Source organism: Hydrogenophaga sp. (genome assembly GCF_035481345.1).
Lineage (GTDB): Bacteria > Pseudomonadota > Gammaproteobacteria > Burkholderiales > Burkholderiaceae_C > Hydrogenophaga.
Genome location: NZ_DATIGV010000006.1, coordinates 1 through 1,843, shown reverse-complemented (window position 1 = coordinate 1,843; position 1,843 = coordinate 1). Strand labels below are relative to the sequence as shown.

The following is a 1,843-nucleotide window of genomic DNA, read 5'->3' as shown; positions in this document are numbered from 1 at the left end:
AGGAAGCGCTGGCCGGTGAGCTGGGCGATCTGCTCGCGCATGAGGCGCTGTTCGAGGAAGCCGTCGCCCAGGCGCTTGTGCACGCTGGCCGGGTCGATGTTGAGTGCGGCGAGCTGGTAGTCCGAGGCGAGCCACTGGCGCGGGTCCGTGAAGCGTGGGTCGGTCTCGACGAGGTAGGTGGCCGTTGGGTCCGCCGCTGGCTGGAACAGCGCTGAGCCCAGGTTCACCGAGGGCGCGCTGGGCGCGTCGCTGGCGTGCTGCTCGTGGCGCAGCTCCGTCACCTGCAAGGTGGTGGGGATGCGCTGCTCGACGGCCGATTCAATCCAGCCGTATTTGGGGTCGCAGCCGAGGATGGGGGCACAACTCTTCCCGATGACCCCCCAGGTGTAGGCCGTGCCCGTGCGGATCACCTCGGCCGGCACCTGCGTGGCCTGGTTGTTCGCGGCCACGCCCAGCGCGCTCAGCACGCCCCCGGCGATGATTTCGCTGTCCTGGTTGGTGAACTGCTCGCGGATGTTCAGGCGGGCGTTGCCGCCGGCGAGGATCTGGCCGGGCTCGCTGTGTCGGGTCTTGAGCGCGGGCTGGGTCTCGGTGACGCGCTGGTAGATGTCGAAGGGCAGCAGCTCGGCGTTGATGGCCCCTCGAAGCACCGTGAGCTTCTGGCCCAGGGCCACCCAGGGCGCGGCCTGCGCCTGCCATTGCTCCAGGGCTTCGCGGTACTGGGGCGTGTCGCCGCTGATCTCGCTGTCGGCGCTGATGGGGCGCGGCATGGGGCCGGGCGGCTCACCCGCGGGTGGGGCGATGCCCAGGGCGGCCCAGATCGGGTCGTCTCGGGTGTAGGCGAACTGCGCCTCGGCCCAGACCTCGGTCTGACTGTCGCCACTGCCCTCTTGCACCATGCCGGCGGCCACATACGGCTCGGGGCCGTGGTACCAGATGGCCAGGCGCGGGTCGGCAAAGACGGGGTCGGATGCCGCCAAGGCCTGCGCGCTGGCCTGTGTGAACAACCAGGAGCGGCCGTGGGCGGTGTACTCGCTCCACTCCCCGTCTCTGGACAGCAGGCCCGTTGGTTTGACGGCCATCCAGGCGACCTCGCTCGCATCGACCTCGCCCGTGGCGGTGAAGTACAGGGTGCGGGTGGTGGTGCCGCCGCCGTCCGTGATGACCTCGGTCTGCAGGTGATCGTTGGCGTTGATGAGCACCCGGGCGTCGATGGCCAGATCGCCCAGGGCTTCGATGCGCGCGGAGCGGTTCTCCACCCGGTCGGCCGAGAGGGCCATGTCGCCGGCGCTGAGGATGAGCGCGCCGCGCTGGTTGACGAGGGTGTCCGCCGCCTGGATGGACAGATCGCCCCGCGCGGCGATGACGGCGTTCTCTTCGTTGACCACCTGCTCGGCGGCGATGGCGACTTGGTCGCCGTAGAGGCGACCGCCGTTGTGCAGCGCCTGCACCTTCACGTTCAGGTTCCCGCCAGCGATGAGAGCGCCCTTGTTGACGAGGCGCCCGTCGGCGTGCAGTTCGAGATTGCTCGCTGCGCTGGAGAGCACCCCCTCGTTGTTCACCCCCAGGCCCTTCTCCGTGCCGACGAGGAAGATGTGATTGGCGTACATGCCGCCCAGGTGAGCGACATCGAGCAGGAAGCGCGGGGGCTCGCCAAGGGGGGCGGCCGCGCCCGTGGGCTGCTGCGTAGCGGCGTCCACCATGTTGGCGCCGTTCACGAGCTTCAGGTAGTTGGCCCACAACCCGGCGTTGACCTCGGTGGCGCGCGCGAAGATGGCGGTGTAGTCCGCGCCTCGGGTGTCCAGGCCGGAGCCGAAGATGCCCACGCTGCCGCGCTGCACGA

The 1,843-nt window shown here is 69.8% G+C and carries 1 protein-coding gene; it reads right to left on the bottom strand.

The window, feature by feature from the left end:
- Positions 1–1,843: hypothetical protein (locus VLG41_RS00455; protein WP_325347431.1), on the bottom strand; the 1,843-nt coding region annotated here is incomplete at both ends.